Source organism: Paenibacillus sp. LjRoot56 (genome assembly GCF_964253335.1).
Taxonomy (GTDB): Bacteria; Bacillota; Bacilli; order Paenibacillales; family NBRC-103111; genus Paenibacillus_E; species Paenibacillus_E allorhizoplanae.
Map to the genome: position 1 here is coordinate 1,049,626 of NZ_CAXURV020000004.1, position 16,004 is coordinate 1,065,629.

At 45.6% G+C, this 16,004-nt stretch carries 11 protein-coding genes; 1 reads left to right on the forward strand and 10 read right to left on the reverse strand.

Features of this window, described 5'->3' with window-relative positions:
* Positions 1 to 176 precede the first annotated feature (176 nt).
* From ACSQ8O_RS30735 to ACSQ8O_RS30775, 9 genes are all read right to left on the reverse strand, one after another.
* The gene (locus tag ACSQ8O_RS30735; protein WP_436244726.1) at positions 177 to 1,727 is read right to left on the reverse strand and encodes an ABC transporter substrate-binding protein; all 1,551 of its coding nucleotides are present in this window, start codon (positions 1,725 to 1,727) and stop codon (positions 177 to 179) included.
* Between the two features lie 78 nt (positions 1,728 to 1,805).
* On the reverse strand, positions 1,806 to 2,705 hold the full coding sequence (locus ACSQ8O_RS30740) for a carbohydrate ABC transporter permease (RefSeq protein WP_436244727.1): 900 nt from the start codon (positions 2,703 to 2,705) through the stop codon (positions 1,806 to 1,808).
* A gap of 24 nt (positions 2,706 to 2,729) precedes the next feature.
* Entirely contained in the window at positions 2,730 to 3,674 is a 945-nt protein-coding gene (locus tag ACSQ8O_RS30745; protein WP_436244728.1) for an ABC transporter permease, read from the reverse strand.
* A gap of 192 nt (positions 3,675 to 3,866) precedes the next feature.
* Positions 3,867 to 6,203 carry an AraC family transcriptional regulator gene (locus ACSQ8O_RS30750; protein ID WP_436244729.1) on the reverse strand — a complete coding sequence of 779 codons (2,337 nt, stop codon included), beginning with the start codon at positions 6,201 to 6,203 and terminating at the stop codon, positions 3,867 to 3,869.
* 32 nt (positions 6,204 to 6,235) lie between these two features.
* Positions 6,236 to 8,317, reverse strand: coding sequence for a right-handed parallel beta-helix repeat-containing protein (locus tag ACSQ8O_RS30755; protein ID WP_436244730.1), 2,082 nt, complete (start codon positions 8,315 to 8,317; stop codon positions 6,236 to 6,238).
* A 72-nt stretch (positions 8,318 to 8,389) separates the two neighbouring features.
* Positions 8,390 to 8,611 carry a DNA-binding protein gene (locus ACSQ8O_RS30760; RefSeq protein WP_436244731.1) on the reverse strand — a complete coding sequence of 74 codons (222 nt, stop codon included), beginning with the start codon at positions 8,609 to 8,611 and terminating at the stop codon, positions 8,390 to 8,392.
* 3 nt (positions 8,612 to 8,614) lie between these two features.
* A complete protein-coding gene (locus ACSQ8O_RS30765; protein ID WP_436244732.1) occupies positions 8,615 to 9,763 on the reverse strand; it encodes a glycerate kinase in 1,149 nt (382 codons plus the stop codon).
* 30 nt (positions 9,764 to 9,793) lie between these two features.
* Positions 9,794 to 10,675: an NAD(P)-dependent oxidoreductase gene (locus ACSQ8O_RS30770; protein ID WP_436244733.1), complete on the reverse strand. Its 882-nt coding sequence runs from the start codon at positions 10,673 to 10,675 to the stop codon at positions 9,794 to 9,796.
* A gap of 746 nt (positions 10,676 to 11,421) precedes the next feature.
* Positions 11,422 to 14,568: a glycoside hydrolase family 2 TIM barrel-domain containing protein gene (locus tag ACSQ8O_RS30775; RefSeq protein ID WP_436244734.1), complete on the reverse strand. Its 3,147-nt coding sequence runs from the start codon at positions 14,566 to 14,568 to the stop codon at positions 11,422 to 11,424.
* A 131-nt stretch (positions 14,569 to 14,699) separates the two neighbouring features.
* Here ACSQ8O_RS30775 and ACSQ8O_RS30780 point away from each other — a divergent pair, with 131 nt between their 5' ends.
* Positions 14,700 to 15,536 carry an AraC family transcriptional regulator gene (locus ACSQ8O_RS30780; RefSeq protein ID WP_436244735.1) on the forward strand — a complete coding sequence of 279 codons (837 nt, stop codon included), beginning with the start codon at positions 14,700 to 14,702 and terminating at the stop codon, positions 15,534 to 15,536.
* 61 nt (positions 15,537 to 15,597) lie between these two features.
* Here the strand turns inward: ACSQ8O_RS30780 and ACSQ8O_RS30785 are convergent, their stop codons facing one another.
* Positions 15,598 to 15,891, reverse strand: a complete 294-nt coding sequence (locus ACSQ8O_RS30785) for a hypothetical protein (protein WP_436244736.1) — start codon at positions 15,889 to 15,891, stop codon at positions 15,598 to 15,600.
* Positions 15,892 to 16,004: the final 113 nt, after the last annotated feature.

The window sequence follows — 16,004 nt, forward strand, 5'->3', positions numbered from 1 at the left end:
AGTAGTATATGCATGAAAATAAAAACAGCTATCCTTTAACTTTGAAAAGGCAGCTGACTTTATCTCCTCGTTTACTCATCTATATTCGAGAGCTTGGCCTAATATGATGCAGCGACAGCAAAAGCCGTCCCCTGAGGTCAAATGACCACAAGGGACGGCTTCTTATACTGCACGACTTACAAGCCTTTCGCTTTCAAGAAAGCTTGCCATTGCTTCGTTGTTTCCGCATCAATCTTGTCTTGACCAGCCGCTTTCAACTTGTCGATGTATTTCTGCAGTTGATCCGCAGGATCTACAGCACCGGTTTCAAGAGCGACTTGGAACTCGTTATCTACGGCGGTCACGTTAGCAACCTCAGATTTGATCGTGTCTCGATTCACATCAAAGCCGTAGGAAGCTGGCACCATGGCGCTTTCGTTTAATTTTATCGTTTTGTCCCATACATCTGGTGTCTGTGCGCCTTTCAAGAACGCGTTAAATTGGTTGCCGAACACCCAATCCACATTCGGCGCATAGCCGGAATCCTTGATCGGTTCAATATATTTGTCATCCTTCTTCGTATAATGCTTGCCTTCCAACCCATTCGAAATTAGATTATATAACACTTTATCTGTGTTCAGAAGGTTGATGAACATGAGAGCGCGCTCTGGGTTTTTGGAGGTTTTGCTAATCACCTGCATCGCACTCGCAACACCTGTAAAGTAGGAGTCAGAGATCGGCACATACACAACAGCGTTGCCGCCATTATTCGCCATTTCATCCACTTCGCCGCCTGGCTTTGTCGTAAATTCAAGGCTTACCGCCACTTTCCCCTTTTTCTTGAGATCAGTGATGTTTTTGAGCAGCGGTGCATCCTCGTTGATATAGCCAGCTAATGACCATTTATGCATCGTCGTGAAGAAGTCCTTCTTATTTTGCAACTGTTGAATTTTCGTAATAGACGTGTACGTTTTGTCATCCTTCTTGTAAGCAACTGCAATCCCATCTGCGGCGACCAGATTCGGGTCAGTGTAGAGGCCCCATGAATTCTGAGCCATCCCGAAAGGAATAACATCCTTTTCATTGTCCTTGATCGCTTTCAGGAAAGGCTCGAGGTCTTTATACGTCTTAATTGAATTAACATCCAATTTATATTTATCTACGAATTGCTTTTGAATGACGAGACTCTTCGTCTTGGCTGCGATTTGATAAACCGGGAAGCCGTACACTTTACCATCCGTCGCTTTCATATCCGGCCAGAATTTATCGGGGATGTTCTTCCGGGCTGCGGCCGCATTTTTGCTAATCATCGCATCGGTCAGCTCCAAGAGCGCACCCTTATCAATGTTCGGCTGATAGCTGAGCAGCCAATATTTCGAGCCCCATGCTACATCAAAGGCTTCACCAGAGGCCATGATAGTGTTCAATTTCGGATCATATTCATCAAAAGAAAGCGGCTTAAGGTCTACTGTGGCATTGATTTTGCTCTTCACATACTTATTGACTTCCTCATTCACGAGAGCCTGATCCTTACCTGGCGGATTACTTGGATAATAAAACGTCAATTTGACTTCAGGCAAAGTGCTAGGTGCAGGTGTTGCGGGCGTCGCGCTTGTCGTTGTTGCTGGTGTTGTGGCTGCCGGTGATGTCGTTTCACTTGCCGTGTCAGTCTTGCATCCAGCTAACACGGACATACTCAGAAGCATAATGGCTGCAGAGTTCAGGTACATTTTTTTTCCTTTTATCAACCTTCACACCTCCATATAAAGTACCCCTGTATCATCAGAAACATCAAACCTTCCTTACAAACGCCCCCTCACCTCCTCTCAGCTTTTGAGTGAACCTACTGTGATCCCTTTCACAAAGTACTTTTGGAAAAAAGGGAATAAGATCATCATCGGACCGCCCGCCACTAAGGCCATTGCCATCCGCACGGATAAGGTAGGGAAGTTCGCAAATTGTAATTTACTCGCAGCCTCGGCCAATGGCGAATTCGCCAGAAATTCAATCTTCGATAAGATGCGAACAAGCAGCAATTGAAGCGGCACATATTTGTTATCATCGATGAACAACAAGGCATTAAACCAATCATTCCAATAGGCAAAAGATATGAATAAACCGAGTGTCGCTAACGCCGGTGTGGAAAGCGGCATAATAATACGATAGAAAATGCGAAGCTCACTGGAGCCGTCAATCTTGGCGGATTCGATAATTTCCATCGATATTTTATCGAGGAAACTTTTCATAATTATAATATTGAAAGGATTCATGAGCAGTGGAATAATGAGTGCAAGGATTGAATTTTTCAGATGCAAGTATTGTGTCATTAGGATATAGAACGGGATGGTGCCCCCATTGAATAACAAGGTGAAGAAAATATAAAACGTAAGCGGCCGATGATAGCGAAAGTCTCGTCGTGACATCGGATATGCCGTCAACGTCGTTAATAATAGGGATAACACGGTTCCAATAATGGTGATTCCGATCGTAACCCCATACGATTTCAGCCAAATGTCGGGAGATTTGAAAACAATTCGGTAAGCTTCCAAGCTGAGCTCTTTGGGAATAAAGCGATAACCGAATTGGATCAGACTGTTCTCGGACGACAATGACACCGCAATCACGAGTATAAACGGGATGATCATCAACACACATATCACGGCGAAAAACACATGAATATACCACATTGAGGCCGGTTTCACTGGTTTAGCTACGACAAGCTCCATAAAGCTCTTAGTCTCCTCCCCCCATTAGAATAAGGCGTTCTCTTTATCGATTCGGCGTACCGCTGCATTAGCTGACACAATGGTAATTAGCCCCACAACCGATTGTAGAAAGCCAACAGCAGCCCCAGAATTAATGTCACCAAGCTTCGCTAGGGCACGATACACATACGTATCTATGACATCTGTTGTCGCCATATTAGCGCCAACATTATTCGGCACAAAATAATGCAGTCCGAAATCCCCACGGAATATATTGCCTAAGCCTAGAATAAACACAATGATAATCAACGGCTTCATGAGCGGCAATGTAATCCGAAAAATCATTTGAACGCGTGATGCGCCGTCTAATTTAGCTGCTTCGTAATATTCCGTGTTTATGCCAACGATTCCAGCGTAGTAGATCAATGTCGAGAAGCCGACACTTTTCCATACAGCGACCACAGGCAGAATGAATAGCCAAGGTGTCGTCTCAAAGTACCATTTGTGCGGAGAGAGCCCGATCGTGCTAAGAAAGCTATTGAGGTACCCACTCTTATGCTCCAGGAAACCGTACGTAATGTAACCGACCAATACTAATGAAATGAAATATGGAAGAAATAGCGTGGTTTGATACACTTTCACCATACGGCCGCTTACCTCATATAACAGGATAGAAAGGACGAGAGCAGCAAGCGTTCCGAGTACGATATAAGTCATGTTGTATAAAAGGGTGTTACGAATAATACGCCAGGCGTCCTGCGATTTGAAAATAAATTCGAAATTTTTGAAGCCGACCCATTTGCTCCCTAGAATCCCTTGATCATACCTGAAATACTTAAAGGCTAAGATGAGTCCGATCATGGGCAAATACTTAATGACCAGTTCAAACAAAATGCCTGGCGTCGCAAGCAACAGCAGCTCTCGATTTTTCTGCAAGTGTTTGAATTCCTGGAATAGCCTTCGTTTTTTGTTGGGATGCGATTTCATCATTGTGCTCCTCCTTCCCTATTCGTATCTTGCCACAGGATGAAGCGTTTACATAGCGTACGATGTTCGAAAACATGTAGAAAGTATGTGTACAATGTTCGAATTACTCTCTTTTTATGATCGAAAAGCAGAAAACCGCCCTTCCATGCACCAATTGGTGGAAGAAGTGGCGGCAACTTGATCACATTTCCCCTATTATGAAATGGATTTCTTTATACGATATTCCTTGGGTGTACTTCCGAATTTAGCTTTGAACAATCGAAAAAAGTAACTCGGATTGGCATAACCGCATTTTTCCATAATATCTAAGACCGAATGATCTCCGTTCTCGAGAAGACGCTGGGCGTGCTGCAAACGAACTTCATTAATATACTCCGTGAGCGTAATTTGATAGCTATCCTTGAACAATTTCCCCAAGTACGCGGATGACAATTTGACTGTCGCGGCAATTGTTTGCTGACTCAAGTTAATATCTGCATACTTCTGATGGATGAGTTCTTTGACCGTTTCCAAGATCATGTCATTCCGTTCCACATTAGATGGCTTCTGACCCTCACAAATTTGTGAACATAGGGCTAATAAAGCTACGTACATTTCTTCTAACGTTTCCTTCTCTTGCGGAATGTGATGAATATAATCCACATTGAAGTTCATCTTTGTTACGCGATTTTCCATAATCTCAACGACTGTATACTTGATTACCCATGTTAAATTCGTTACTGCACGGTGAATATCATGATAGTGAAAAGTGGCAAAAAGGGAAAATGCTTTCTCCAGCTCGATCCCTGCTTCTGTCATTAAGCCTTTCTTCAAGCTCTCCGATAACTTCCGTTCGATGGCTTCTGGGATCGACACACGCTTATTCGCGTTGTTCTCCTTAACCATTTCACTCGTAATAATGGACTTGTAGCCGAAAATCAGCGTATATAAGCTATTCTGTAAGGCTTGTGTATAGCCAGATGACAACTGTGTCAATTGAGAGATGGGATCACTAAGTCCACACGACAGGCTCAGATCGTAATATTTCTCAATGGTATACTGGATGTCCTGAAGGATGGGCAGGATCCTATCCGTTTTCGACGTGGTAGGCGCGTCAATAAGGGATACAATAAGAATAATATGATCGCCCCATACCTCCACTGCTTCACAAGGATACACTTTGGACATCATTTCCTGTGCGATATTCGTGATGGCAAAGCTATGCATTTTCTTCAAAGCAACGGCTGTATGATTCGCATACGCCTGAAAATGATCCAAGCGAAGCACACAGACAATGATTTCGGCGGGATAAGCTATATTCAGTTGATGCTTGTCAATCAAGCTAATCATATCGTGATGTGAGAACATTTGACCGTCTGTCATAAATTTACGGATGTAATATTTATTAACGATGTGTTCCGAGCTGATTTCTTGCAGGGTATGTGACAATTTCAAATAATTCTCGCTCATGGCGTGCAACTCATCCCCCTCGGTTCGCCTCGTGGGTTCACCCCGTGGATGCTGAAACCGAATCCGATGCAGCATATCTTCGATTGGATGATACAATTTATAAGACAACCAGACCGATAGGCCAATAGCAATCAAGAGGAGAATGCCGGAGACAACTAATGACTTTACACGGGTCTGCGTAACTTCTGCCATCAATTGGTCATATGATTGTACATACAGAATCGTCCAATTCGGAATCGGATCTGCCATATAGGTAATCATGCTTTTCTCACCTTCCACATCGCCAATAACGAAGCCTGAAGGTTCATCTGTTAGAGTCCTATGATTCTTAATGTAGGTATGAATGGTATCCTGTGTTGCTTTACTGCCATACGCATCTATATTGTGAGAGGAATATAAGCGACCTTCCTGGTCTGCCATTAGAATATCCCCTTGCGAACGGCTGCCAGTATCGTTCATTTTCTTCAAGCTGTCGAAGACCCAATCGGACTTAATATACAGAACAATAGCGGATTCACCACGTGAAAAAGGCTTTAAGGATTCCGTTACGACGAACGCGAATGCATCTATTTGACCATCCTCGCGGTCGAGACTGACTGGAATGAGCCGGGACGTTTCGTGCTGATGATCAGGATCGAGCAACCAATCCGAAATTTTCTTTTTGGTCACACCGCCGTCCAATAAGAAATTGGTGGTCGTCCCGTATATCTCATTCTGAGAATGATTATAGACGACCATGGAATGTAAGAAGGAGGAACTTTCCATGATACTGGACATGCGTTGGTAGCCCTGGATTAAATCCATTTTGGGTAAGGTTTCATCGAACATCAGAGGAATGAGCAAGTTATCTTTTAAGACAAAGTAAGATAAGTGCGTAATGATTTCGTTCATATAGGAGAAATTGTACTGCATTTGCGTGAGAATTTTGAGATTCGAGTCTTCCTGAATCCGTTTCATTGATTTTTCCAACAGATATGTATTGGCAAATGAGGAAGCTAATAGGACAACAACCATCGATAACATGATCGAGCTTAGTACGCGCTGCAAATATTTCTTGGATTTATAAAAACCAAATCCTTTCATAAGTACCAAGCCCCCCTCTCATTATGACGAATTTACTGTGGTCCTATATGTTTAGTATCGATGTCAACCCAACCAAGCAAATAGGCGGGTGACGTGATCTCAAGGCAAATCTTCCCATCAGGCAACTGTCTCAATTGAGGATCTGCGATGAGCGAATGTGCATCGAATTTCCCACCGAGTAAGGAGCGCCAGGCCTGCCAGTCATAAACATCCCGCCCTAACAAATCTGCTCCTGTCGATGGCAAGGGTAGTTTCCCTGCTACCTGACAAACGCCCGGAGACCGATCCGACCAATAGAGATTATTATCCGCTTCCGCGAACTTATCTTCTCGCCAATTGACGAAATAGTAGAGGTAACCTGAATTATAAATAATGTTCCCTTTCACCGTAACCTCTTTATTGTCTTCGCCTGCCATCTCTTGTGTGCCAATAGCAGCGATCGCATCGGGATTGGATACGAGTAAATTGCCTTGAATGAGGTTGCCAATACCTTTGGAGAAAATGAGCATCCATAGCTTTCCTTCCCCTGTACTGTAGAGACCTGTCAGCACATTCTGGGTAACCGTGAAGTAGTCGGAAGCATCATCCAAATAAATGCCAAACCCGAAAGAAAAGTGAATCCCACTGTCGTGTAAGCGGTTCCCATGAATCGCATTCCCCGTCCCAACACCCCAGGATTCAATCATACCGCCATCCTGACTGTCGATCATGACATTCGAAATATCGTTATACGCAATGTAGTTATTGCGCGTATGCAGGAAGTCCCAATGGTTCTCCCAAGAAACTGGTATTCCGTAAATGTTTGCTGGCATGACCTTGTGACGCAAGCCTTTCAAGGAGATACCGTAGCGCGGCATATGCGATATCCGATTATGAGTGATTTCGTTATCTCCACTTTGATACAACAGAATTCCGCAGCCATGCCCGATCAGCTCACCACCATACCGAATCACGTTATTCGTTATCCGATGCTCTTTATTGGTATAGGAGGCTCCTGCGGAAGTAAATGAGCCCTGAAGCGGTGAATAGCCTGATGCACATATTCCCATATACCCCAAATGCTCGATAACATTGCCATGTATCCTAATGTTTCGCGTTTGATAATCCAGGAAAATTCCGCAGCTTCCAGAATTGATGAGATGACAATGCGATAGTTCGATATCCGTTGCATACTGCATATAGACCAATCCTTCTCGGTGCTCATCTCGCTCTACATTACTCAATCCCTCGTCTTCTTGAATCATTTGATAATCCGACCAGAAGTCTGTGCAGGAGAATTGGAGTCCGTGAAAATGAAGATGTTGAATAGGCTCATCTTGATCTTTGCCTTTCATCTCAATCAGCCTTGTGACTGTTGGTGCGATAATCTCCTGGTGTAGCGGAGAACCTTTTCTCGGCTTGTAGTAGAGCCATCCGCCTTTTTCATCAAAGTGGAATTGACCTGGTGCTTGCAGAAAATCGAGTGAGCCTTGCATAAAATAGCGTGAGCCTTCGCCTATTTCCCAAATGGAAGGTTGCTGAAATGACACAAATCTAGCCTCTGCATCATGAGATTTCACGGATCGCAACTCTGAAAACCAGTTCCATTCCCCTTTCCCTGGCCAAATGAATACTTGAGCTTGTGTAAGGTCACTCCCTTCTGTGATTTCTCCCTCCTTATAGTAAATGCCATCTCGGCAAGCAGCTTCAGGTTCGTCATCTACTTGAAAGTACCCTGTTGCTGGCAAACGTGCTTTAGCCATACGTTCACCATCCGCATATAGCGTATGGAAGCTGCTCCCCGTCCCTACCCACGCCCGCCACATGTCTGCGCTATAAGGCTCCCAGTTTGTAATTGGTCTTCCACCTATGATCTTGACTTCTTCACCAGGTGCATTACAATAGCTAACCCGGTAGCCATTGCTGCCTGAATCTCGCTCATCCAATTTCCATGTATCTCCTAAATAATAGGTACCACCGAACACAAAAACGATGACATCGTGGGTCATCCCATTGTGGATGATATTCCGAACTGTCATCTGAGCTTTGGTTATCGTTAAGAATGGCGCTTCTTTACTTCCATCGTGATCATCGTTTCCGGTTGTCGCTACATACAATTGGGTTGATAATAGCATGAGCTTACTCCTTTACACATCATAATAACCTTATTTATGACTAGGAGCTTGTCGGTATACCACTTTCATTCACTAGGAGCCTGGTTTAAAAGATAAGCCTTTCGCTGCTAGCTCTTCTCGAATCAAATCTTTCGCTTTGGGACCCATGCCATGCAGCTTCATTAGCTCCGTCTCGGTGATTTGGGTGAAATCATGGAGCTTCGTAATACCTGCCCCTGCTAAAGCTCGCCTCGCTGGAGCTGCTACGCCTCTGGGGAGTACCAACTGGTCTTCCTCTTGTTTATTCGTTGACATTATCTATACCTCCTTCTTTCGTCCAGCCAAAAAAGTACGCATAACTTGCTCTGCCTTCTGCGCTAAAAGCTCAGGTGTGCGACTCATCGCCTCCTGAAGTGTCATCGGACCGTTCACAATGCTGTGAATACTTGTCATGCCATATTCATAAAGCTTCTCAATCCCCTGCCCGACGGATCCAGATAAAACAATAACAGGCACGCCAAGCTTCGAAGCAGCCTGCGCTATCCCCATCGGCGCCTTGCCGGAAGCGGTCTGGGCATCCGTCTGCCCTTCGCCGGTGATGACAAGCTCAGCATCCTGCAGATGCTCATTTAACTTGGTCATCTCGATGACCACGTCGATCCCTCGCTTCGTCCTTGCAGGGAAGAACGCTTGAAAAGCACCGCCAAGTCCACCCGCGGCGCCAGCTCCAGGCAGATGATGCACAGCAATTCCTGTATGCGCTGCCATCAAATCTGCAAACTTGGTGAGCGCTGCATCGAGGGCTTCCACCATCTCTGGTGTTGCACCTTTCTGCGGTCCAAAGACATAGGATGCCCCTTGCGGACCAACGAATGGATTCGTAACATCCGAAGCAATGGTAAACTGCGATTCATTGGTGATTCGCTCATCCCACTTTGAGGCATCAATTTGTGTAAGGTGAGACAGGGCTTGTCCTCCTGCACCAATCTCGCGCTCATCCGCGTCTAAGAGTCGTAAGCCTAGCGCTTGGAGCATACCGCTTCCTCCATCATTCGTTGCGCTGCCGCCGAGCGCAAGAATGAAGGAACGATAGCCTTGATCGAGTGCATGGCGTATTAATTGACCAGTGCCATAGGTTGTCGCCAGCATCGGATTCCGGTGCTCCTCGGGAATTAGCACGAGTCCGGAAGCTGACGCCATTTCAATCACACACGTTATGCCGTCTCCTAGTACGCCATACGATGCCATCACCTCATCTTGAAGCGGACCTCGCACAGGAACAGAGATCTTATTTCCGTGCGTCGCCTGTATTAGGCTATCTACGGTTCCTTCGCCTCCGTCTGCCATTGGGATGAGGACGGTTTCTGCTGCCGGCATAGCCCGCAGAATCCCGTCTCTTATCGCTTTGGCAGCTTCTTCTGAACTAAGGCTGCCTTTAAATGAGTCAGGTGCAATCACGATTTTCATTAGTCAACCTCCAGGTCGAACAGCACAATCTTATTTATTAATTAATTTATACAACGCTTGTGTACCACTTTCCTCTTCGCCCATAGCGGCTAATTGTTCATAGAGAGATTTGGCAAGCGTCAGGCCTGGAAGCTCTACTTTCATTTCTTCGGCCGATTGCAAAGCAATCTTCATATCCTTAATAAAATGTTTCACATAAAAACCTGGCGCAAAATTGTCTGCAATCATTCGTGGCCCCAAATTACTTAACGACCAGCTGCCCGCGGCACCTGTTTCAATGCTTTGCAGCACTGTCGTTGGATTAAGCCCCGCTTTCTTCGCATATACAAGCGCTTCAACAACACCCATCATGTTGCTTGCAATCGCAATTTGATTACACATCTTCGTGTGTTGCCCCGCTCCTGCTTCACCTTGATGAACAATATTCGTGCCGATCTTTTGGAAAATAGGCAGCATCTGCTCGAACACATCGCGAGCGCCTCCAACCATAATGGATAATCGTGCTTCTCTTGCCCCAATATCTCCACCGGAAACAGGAGCATCCAAGGCGAATAAGTGACGCGTCAGTGCTTCCTCATAAATCCGTTTGGCAAGTGACGGGCTCGACGTCGTCAAATCAATTAGGAAGCTACCTGGCTCTGCCAGGGCAAGAATGCCATTGTGCCCAAAATAGATGTCTTCGACATCGCTTGGAAATCCAACCATCGTCATAATAACCTGACACTTCTGCGCTAATGCGCCTGGCGTGTCCTGCCAATTCGCCCCCTTTTCCAATAGCTCCTGTGCCTTTGCTTTCGTACGTGTATATACATGAACCTCATATCCCGCGTGAATCAAATGTCCTGCCATGCTTTTCCCCATCACGCCTGTGCCAATGAGTCCTATGATTGGTTTTGCCGTATGTGCTGTCATCTATATGTCCACCTTTCCCAGGTACCTAGTAGTAGTCACTTTTTTCTCCATTTAAACTTATCACCCTCTTCCCTTCTGGTCAAACGATGCCATGAGAGCAACTCGATCCTACGATAAGAATTGGAGGATGCGAGCGAGGGGCATAAGTGAATGAGAAGAACCGTCGGGTATGTTCATCCAGACGGTCCTAAAATCTGGTGAGATAGTCGATTTATTCGACTATCTTACTCTTACAGGCGCTGATTTCTCGGGAGATAGTCGATTTTTTCGACGATCTCACTCCTACAAGTGCTTATTTCTCGCGAGATAGTCGATTTTTTCGACGATCTCACTCCTACTGGCGCTGATTTCTCGTGAGATAGTCGATTTTTTCGACTATCTCACTCCTACTGGCGCTGATTTCTCGCGAGATAGTCGATTTTTTCGACTATCTCACTCCTACTGGCGCTGATTTCTGGTGAGATAGTCGATTTTTTCGACTATCTCACTCCTACTGGCGCTGATTTCTGGTGAGATAGTCGATTTTTTCGACTATCTCACTCCTACTGGCGCAGACTTCTCGTGAGATAGTCGATTTTTTCGACTATCTCACTCCTACTGGCGCAAATTCGCCCCTCACTTCACGCCTCAGTCCCAATAAACAAGGGATCTGCTTCTCTTACACCAAACCCAAAACAAACTATTCCTTGTTTCCCCAAAAAAGCCGTTCCAGGGATAACCACCCTTGGAACGGCTTTTCTCAACGACTAAATACCTTGGAAAGTGAACGCATACGCATACGTTCGGTTCGCGAATAACGTAAACTCGGGATGTGTTCTTGCTCCCCAGCTATCGTCTCCGCCAACACCCATCTGCTTGTAATTCACACGAACCACAACTTTATCACTCGCAGGTAGTTTATAAGGGTGATCGTGCGCCTCCAACTCGGATGGTGAGTACGGCAAAGCATTAAGCTCAACTGTTGGCAATCCCGTGATACGGAGTCCGCGCCCAGCGGAATTCGTTAGGGTCGCCCAGCGAACATCCGTCTTATTGCCGCATTCCTGTGGACGCAAGTATGGAACGAATTGCTCTGCGACAGTTCCGTTATGAAGCGCAAGCTTTGCGCCTACATTACGATCCCAGTGATTCTCGTGCGGCCCGCGGCCGTACCATGTTAAATTCTCGAACGCAGCATCAAGTTCGAACATGACGCCAACTTCAGGGATTTCTGGCAATTTGTCACCCGGTGTTAATTGCATGCCAACTTCAACTTCCCCGCTTGCCGACACGGTGTAAACAAGTTGAACTTCAGAAGCAGGCGTTGTCGCCAATTCATAACGTACACGAACCTCAGCACGTCCTGCATCCAATGATTTCGCGTTCAGTGAAAGGAGTTTGCGCCCGCTGCCCGCTTCTTGCCATGGTGCACAACGAATGTGGTGCTGGTTCCCACGATCGTTATCCGTATAAGCACGCCAGAAGTTAGGTACTGGACCTGTTTGGAATAACTCAACTCCGTCAAACAAATAGGAAGTGATATCGCCAGTTACTGCGTCAACTTGGAGTGCAAAACGCTCCCCTTCCAAGCTGATACGATCTGCTGTACGTACGACTTGAATAGCACTCTCCGTTGATAGCGCAGCCGCGGATTCTTTTTCCGCTTCCCAGTTGCGTGCATGGGCTACTGAATTCACCGCAGGAAGAATAAATTGCTCCCATGCGATTTCATGTCCCTTCGCTGCCCATAACGTATCGTCTCGCAGTACCAAACTCAACGTTAACACGAATTCATCGTTCGGGAAAAGACGCTCAACACTATCAAGTTTCAGCTCAATCGTTGTCGTTTCACCTGGCGCAACCGTATAGGATCCAGTGAACTGTTGGCTTTCTACAACACCATTGCGTGCAATCGTCCAAATCCAATCATATTCATTCAAGTTCGTGAACAAGAATTGATTCGTTACCTTGATTTGTCCCTTTACCGCGTCTACCGCTTCGAACTTCACATTCTGGTAGCACTTCTTCACTTCGTGCAGCTTCGGTGACACCGAACGATCAGCGAAGATCAAGCCATTCCCACAGAAGTTGCCATCATTCGGCGTGTCACCAAAATCACCGCCATACGCTTGATACGAGATGCCATCTGGCGTCGTCGTACGAATCGATTGATCGATCCAATCCCAGATGAATCCACCTTGTAGAATAGGATATTGATCAAACAGCTCCCAATATTTAAACAAATTGCCGCAAGAGTTCCCCATTGCATGGCTGTATTCACAAAGAATAAACGGCTTTTTCGGATTGTTTTTAGCGTATTCTTCGATCTTTTCAATTTTGGAATACATTTGACTTTCCATATCCGACGCTCTTTCCGACTCGCGCCACCAGAACACACCTTCATAGTGAACAACCCGAGAAGGATCGGCTTCACGAAGGAAATCATGCATTTTGAAGAAATTGTCTCCACCAAAGGACTCATTCCCCAGCGACCAGATAACAATCGACGGATGATTTTTGTCTCGCTGCATCATGGAGTTTGCACGATCAAGCACGGCGCCCGTCCACTCAGGACGACTTCCTGGCACCGTTTCCCCTAATTCGAATTGCGGATAACTCCAGGAGCCGTGGGTCTCCAAATTCGTTTCATCAATTACATACAGACCATATTGATCACAAAGCTCATACCATAACGGATTATTCGGGTAATGCGAAGTCCGCACAGCATTGATATTATATTGTTTCATAAGCAAAATATCGGCAAGCATGCTTTCCGCATCAACGGAACGACCGCGATCACGATCGAACTCATGACGATTCACACCTTTAAATGTAATGACCTCGCCGTTGATTTTCATCAAACCATCTTCAATTTCAAACTTGCGGAAACCAACCTTACAGCTTTCTGTCTCGAGGAGCGTCCCCTCTTCATTCAATAAACGAAGAACGAGTGTGTAAAGATACGGGCTTTCCGCACTCCACTTGGCCGGTTGGACGATGTGCGCAGATAATTCAACTTGCTGTTTCTCGATATCTGTAGCTTGAATCCCAACGCGCAGCGCTTCTTCCCAAAGTGCACGTTGCTCGCCGTCATATAACATCGCTTCCACGTGATGCACACCTTGGCTTTTCAAATCATAGTTCGTAATGGTCGCTTTAATTCGCAGCTCTGCATCTTGGCAAGCTCCATCCAAATGAGTGTCAACTTTGAAATCAGCGATATGAGCCGTAGGCGTCGAATACAGGTACACATCACGGAAAATTCCGCTCAAACGCCAAAAATCCTGATCCTCTAACCAGCTTGCATCGCTCCAACGGTACACTTCTACCGCGAGCTTGTTCTCACCAGCGATCAAATAAGGCGTGATATCAAAATCCGCTGGTGTAAACGAATCTTGGCTAAAGCCAACCAAATCTCCATTCACCCATACATAGAAGGCCGATTCCACACCTTGAAAGCTCAGATACACTGGTTGACCGCTCCAACCCTCAGGGATCGAAAAGTTGCGAACATAAGAGCCAACAGGGTTATACTTCACTGGAGCAAATGGAGGCTTCAAATCCTCATGTCCGACCCATGGATAAATAATATTCGTGTACTGCGGGAAATCAAAGCCTTGCAGCTGCCAATGGGATGGCACAGGCATATCCGCCCATTTGTTGGTGTCAAAGTCCGTTTTGTAGAAATCCTGTGGACGTCCTTCTGCATTTTCGGCAAAATGGAATTTCCAGGTGCCATTTAAGTTTTGATAAAATTGCGATGCTTCACGTACGCCAGCCAGCGCTTCCGCTTCCGTATGATAAGGCATCAGTGTTGCATGCGCTTCCAAGCGATTCAATTGATATATTTCCGGATTGTTATTCCATTCTGGGTAACCGTTTTCAGGAGCTGTGTATACAAATTTATTCGCCATGGATGATATTCCTCACTTTACGTTATTGGATAACAATTTAGCTTACCACCATATTGTACAAGACAATTATTTCTTTTAAAATATAAGAAACAACGCATGTTATATTAAAAAATGAAAGAGATGGTCGTTCCATGGCGATTGATTATAGAAAGTTTTTTGTCATTACTGAAACCGACCGTAAACTCCCTCTTATTCTCGAGACGATCGGATATGAGCGTGAACAGCAACATTATGAACGTGATGAAGGCTATCCTTGTTTTCATTGGCTGCAAACGATCTCCGGTAGTGGCGAAATTATTCTAGACAGCGGCCCCGTCAAGCTGGGTGAACGGCAAGGCATGCTGCTTGCTGGCGGTGTGCCACATGCCTATCAAGTCCCAGATACACCTTGGTCGACTTGGTATTTAACCTTCGATGGTGCATTAGCTGCCTCTATTGTGCACGCATTGGAAATCCCGCTTACTACCCCAATTAGCTGGGGGATCGATACACCATTAGCTAGTATTCATGAGTATTACTACCATAAATATCGCGATAGTCACGACTTCACCGGCACTAACGGATCTTTGGAAATCTATCAATTCCTAACGCTGCTGAAGAAGCACGGCATTATCAACAAGAGCGCCTCCTTCTCGCAAAGTCATGAGCGGCTTCTGCCGCTGCTGCTCGAGCTAGAGCATAGCTTCGGGGCTGCTCACGTGGGACTTAGCTGGATGGCGACTCAGCTCGGTGTCTCTGCCCAGCATGTGAATACGTTATTTCGCCGCGCATTCGGACTCTCTCCGTATCAATACCTGCTCCAGCTGCGCTTGCAGAAGTCCAAAGAAATGCTGATCGCGCAGCCTGATCTGACCGTGAAGCAAATCGCAGAGGCCACGGGTTTTCTCGATGCATCGCATTTCATATCAACCTTCCGCAAAGCCGTTGGGCAAACGCCGGATGTATTCAGACATCCTTATTTGAAGTAAACGTGAATCTTCCATCTCAAACAAAAAAACCGCCGCGGCGGTTTTTCAAAACATATATAACTTAATAATTGGGAACGAATTCACTATGCGCTTCGAGCAGCTTTTGGACGAAAATCTCAAAGTCTCGTAAATTCGACGAAAATTTGAAATCGGTTACACCCGTGTGGAAATCAATAACAGTTAGAGCAATGCGATTAAGGGGGTACTCGGGAATGGGTTCAGAGGCAAGTGAAATATTTTTGAAAGGGTAGATGGATGTTTCACCATAGAAACGAAGCACTGTTAAATGATCATCTCGTAACTCCAACGAAATCTGCTGTTCCGAATCCGTGAAACTCTTCAATGTACTCATCATAAATCAATCCTCCTCTTGTCCTTTAATTTTACTCTTATTCTGGAAGATTAAGAAGCCCATTTTGTAAATATTTGTTGATAATTCTAGCGTCGATAGAAGTTACTAGATGCAAA